Genomic DNA, 4,158 nt, shown 5'->3' on the forward strand with positions numbered 1-4,158 from the left:
TGTGAGTACGTTAGTGGCGGTAATATCAACATTGCCTTGGCTGTCGAGCTTTATCTCGCCGCCCGCGTTGTGAATAATTAAATCGCCACGGCCGGAGCTGGTAATATCAATACTGTTATTAGTTTGTACAAACGTAGGCCATTAGTTCGGAGTTTTTCAAGCTAGTTGTCACATTAAGCATTTACTCTTTAAGCGCAGCGCCTCTAAACCTCTTTGTGAATAATTCATTTAAAATATTTTTTGCACAAAGAGAAAAGAATGAGAAGTAAATGAGGGCGTTAACCATATAAAGCAGCCATTATGTGAAAGACTAAGGCGCTAATTTATAGCGCCTAGCTTTACAACATCCGTGTTGTTAAAGAGCGGTTAAATTAATACTTAATGTGTTTAAACAGCGGCTATTACTTCTTCATTATTATCGCGCTCAAAGTTTAAATTAAACTGACCTTGGCGAGTGATAGTAAAAATAGCGCGCTGCCAATCCTCAACTTCGTTTTTAATAGCATGGTCAAATAATGTTTTAAATAACTCAGTTATATTTTCAGATACTATGATTGCATGCTGTGTTCCGTCATCTGCTTTAATAAAGTGGGCTTTGCAGGTAACCACACTATTATTTTCGCAATCTAAAATAATATGAGCTTCAAGCCACTACTCATCTATTTGCTGATAAAGGTACTGACCGAGGTGTTTGGGGATGTTTTTAATCTCGGGTTACATTGGCTGTCCTTAGCGTTAGAAATTATTTTAATTAGATTAGACCGCAATAACTATTATATGAATTTATTACAAATTATTTTATTTTTTCTAAGTAGTTTTCAAATTCAGGATTTCTATATCCATCAGTTGTTAGTTGGGTGATTTTTTGCATTAAATCGATTTCTTTATCACTAGGGTCGCTAAACTGTAACGAGATAAATGTATTGGCGTGACCAGAAACTGCTTTTTTAATATCTAAGACCACCTCAAGTACTATCTCGCTAAAAAATTGTGTTATCTGTGCATCAGTTAGATCTTCACTATATAGGTCATCAAATATTTCTTCTATTCTTTCATTGATTTCGTTAAAGCTCTTATATTTATAAAAAATATTTTCCCACTCAGATACTGAATATTTGAGTGTAGGCCAATCATTTTCAGGAAACTTTTCTTTTTTCTTTTCTAAATAATGCTTAGAATTCCAAGAAAAACCAAACGCGCTAAAACCAGAGCCACAATGAACTGCTATTGTATTAAAGTCCTTTTTTTCAGTAATTAATTTTTTCAAGAGCGCTTTATAAATATGACTTAGGCCTTCGACAAGTTGATTTTTTTCTTGTTCAAGATTCATATTGTTCTACCTTTCGATATTGTTGCCCATTGCTCTAATACTTTGAGTGGACTTCCAATAGTTTGCTAGACACCTAATGATACCTTTACTCTTTAAGCGCAGCGCCTCTAGCTCTCTTTGTGAATAATTTACTCAAAAAACATATTGCATAAAGAGAAAGGAATGAGAAGTAAATGAGGCCGTTAACCGTAAAAAGCAGTCATTACTTGAAAGGCTAGGGCGCTATGCTTTAAAAGTTATAGCGCCTAGCCTCACAACATCCGTGTTGTTAAAGAGCGGGTTACATTAATACTTAATGCGTTTGAACAGCAGTAATTACTTCTTCATCATTATTATCGCGCTCAAAGTTTAAGTTAAATTGACCTTGGCGAGTGATAGTAAAAATAGCGCGCTGCCAATTTTCCACTTCATTTTTAATGGCGTGGTCAAATAATGTTTTAAATAACTCAGTTATATTTTCAGATACTATGATTGCATGCTGTGTTTCGTCATCTGCTTTAATAAAGTGAGCTTTGCAGGTAACCACACTATTATTCTCACAATCTAAAATAAGCTGTGCTTCAAGCCACGGAGCATCAATTTTTTGATAAAGATACTGACCTAGGTGTTGCGGGATGTTTTTAATGTCAGGTTGCATTAGCTATCCTTAGCGCTCAGGTTTATTACGTATTAAATCATTGGCTAGCATTGGGTGTGGCGTAAGCTGTGTTTTAGTTATACCAAGTAAGTTTGCCACTAATGCATGCTCTAAACACCAGTAGCCAATGTAATAATCAGTATATTCAAATTCACAATCACATTCATGGTTGCCGTGCCAGTCGGCATCATCAAGTTGGGCATACCACTGCGATATAAACTGGTTTAGCTTCTGTGCTTGCGTATTTTTATCAAGACTAAAGGCGTCAAACAAACACTGGTAAACATCAGGGTAATAGAGGGTCTTTGCCATAGGGCGCTGTGAATCACCGAGCTTTACGGCAATAGCATCAAATAATGCATCTTTACCTTGTTCACCAATGACATCAAGCGTTTTACTAATATGCTCAGTGGGCGCATCGCAGGCAACTAGCAACGACAGCCACCAAAGCGTATAAATATAGCGATTTATATTCGCAGAGCCACATGCCTCGCCAGCGCCGCCAAGTTGCTCAAAATCAACACGGTAAAACTGATGGGGTTGTGGAATGTTATTAGCTACCAAGGTGAGCTGTTCACGATAAGGTAAAATAGCGAGTACAAAAGGGCGTAGTTCATCAATCGAGGCACCATAAGAATAATGCGCTACAGCTCGCATAATCGCTAGTTGAAACAATCTCTGAGCCACATCAACGCGCTGAGTAGGGGAGGTAAATACAGCGTCGTCGAGTGCGGCTTGTGTTTCAGTTAGAGCTTCATCAAGGTCACTCGTAAGTGTTTGAAAGTAGCCTTCATCCTGACGGTTATCACGTAACATCCATGTCATCCTTTAAAGTGAACTAAATCTTTAGGGTAATACGGGTGGTCAATAAAGCTACTGTCGTCAATATTATAAAGTTTAACGACTAAAGCTGCTTCCCAGCTCCAATACCCAATGTAGGCATCCGTATCCATTAAATGATAGTCAGGTGAATCTATCAGTTTATACCATGCATCGAGGTATGCTTTCATTAAAGAAGGTTGTTGCTCAATGTCTGCTGCAATGACATCGTGTAGCTTTTTAAATCGTTTTTTGAATAATAAATCATTAGAAACTGTTCGTTCAGTGTCGCCCATTTTCAATGCAATAGAGTCGAACAATACATCAAGTCCTTGATTAGCGATTAATTCAAGAGCCTGCGTGTAATAGCTATCACCCATATCTAAACAATAAGCAAAAGCGAGCCAGTCGAGCCAGTTTTCAAGATAGTCAGTGCGAATTTCCTCCCATCCAATGCGATCTTTTTGTTCATTTGCAGGCAAGGAATCGGCATAGTTTTTTTGCCATTGACGGTATTCAAGTGCTTCAAGTAAATGAGGTTTAAGCTCAGTTAAATTGTCTCCGCGGGAGTAGCGTTCGTGAAGCAAACGAACTACATAATCAACCAACCCAAAAGATAATTTCATTTTAACTTCTGCAGAAAACTCATTGTTATGTTTAACATCATTTAAGTAATCTTCGATAGTTTCTATACTAAATTCTACTTGTTCATCAAAGTAAGCTTTGCTTTTTAATTTATCTCTTAACATTTCTACTCCTAAAATCCTTGGGGTGTCCCAATGATATTACCTTGCTTATTTAGCTCTTTAACTAATAAATTACCGTCAGGTTTATTGCGAATTAGTATCTTTTCAACTGAGCCGTCATTTGTACGTATTGCTTTCAAAATTTTTGCTCGTTCTTTCCTGCTTAGTCCTGCTTTTTGTAAGCGTTTATCAGTAACCCAATCATCGCTCATTTGCTTGCCGTCACCAGTCATTCCTTGCCTGGCTTTGTTGTACTTGGCTTCAGTAATGGCTGTTTTTGGTGGCGGGCCTATATGAGAGTAAATACCATCAATGCCCGTTTCGCCCATTTTATACTGACCATTTGTATTACCGATGGGTTTATAGTTTTTTGAGGTCATTAACGCATGGGCATTATATTCACCTGCGGCTGCTTTTCTATGATTAAGTGATTTAAACATATCTTTAAAATCATCAGGTGTTTTCAGGTTTAAGCGATTCGCTGCTTTAGCCCCTTTAAGCTCATTACTAATTGGCGCATCTAATTCATTCGCAACGCTCTTTTTGGGTTTACCCACAATACCGGTGCTTTTCGGCGGCTCGAATTCATCAAGGGCTTTGTTTACGCGATTGCCAATTTCACTGGC

The 4,158-nt window shown here is 37.8% G+C and carries 5 protein-coding genes and 1 pseudogene; all 6 read right to left on the bottom strand.

Going from position 1 to position 4,158, the window contains the following annotated elements:
* Positions 1-387: 387 nt before the first annotated feature.
* Positions 388-708: pseudogene (locus tag WNY79_RS20650) on the bottom strand (DUF600 domain-containing protein).
* A gap of 85 nt (positions 709-793) precedes the next feature.
* A complete protein-coding gene (locus WNY79_RS20655) occupies positions 794-1,330 on the bottom strand; it encodes a DUF4303 domain-containing protein (RefSeq protein ID WP_342876779.1) in 537 nt (178 codons plus the stop codon).
* 292 nt (positions 1,331-1,622) lie between these two features.
* The gene (locus tag WNY79_RS20660) at positions 1,623-1,967 is read right to left on the bottom strand and encodes an immunity protein YezG family protein (RefSeq protein ID WP_342876780.1); all 345 of its coding nucleotides are present in this window, start codon (positions 1,965-1,967) and stop codon (positions 1,623-1,625) included.
* Between the two features lie 9 nt (positions 1,968-1,976).
* Entirely contained in the window at positions 1,977-2,783 is an 807-nt protein-coding gene (locus WNY79_RS20665; protein ID WP_182749967.1) for a PoNe immunity protein domain-containing protein, read from the bottom strand.
* Positions 2,784-2,788: 5 nt separating this feature from the next.
* Positions 2,789-3,535 carry a PoNe immunity protein domain-containing protein gene (locus WNY79_RS20670; protein WP_342876781.1) on the bottom strand — a complete coding sequence of 249 codons (747 nt, stop codon included), beginning with the start codon at positions 3,533-3,535 and terminating at the stop codon, positions 2,789-2,791.
* 8 nt (positions 3,536-3,543) lie between these two features.
* The coding region (locus WNY79_RS20675; RefSeq protein ID WP_342876782.1) for a hypothetical protein at positions 3,544-4,158 on the bottom strand (615 nt) is incomplete at its 5' end.

This window comes from Pseudoalteromonas sp. AS84 (assembly GCF_038900255.1).
GTDB lineage: Bacteria > Pseudomonadota > Gammaproteobacteria > Enterobacterales > Alteromonadaceae > Pseudoalteromonas.

Excerpts from the sequence above, each read along its gene's own strand:
- WNY79_RS20670 (WP_342876781.1), bottom strand. The coding sequence starts at position 3,535 with ATGTTAAGAGATAAATTAAAAAGCAAAGCTTACTTTGATGAACAAGTA.
- WNY79_RS20655 (WP_342876779.1), bottom strand. The coding sequence starts at position 1,330 with ATGAATCTTGAACAAGAAAAAAATCAACTTGTCGAAGGCCTAAGTCAT.
- WNY79_RS20665 (WP_182749967.1), bottom strand. The coding sequence starts at position 2,783 with ATGTTACGTGATAACCGTCAGGATGAAGGCTACTTTCAAACACTTACG.
- WNY79_RS20660 (WP_342876780.1), bottom strand. The coding sequence starts at position 1,967 with ATGCAACCTGACATTAAAAACATCCCGCAACACCTAGGTCAGTATCTT.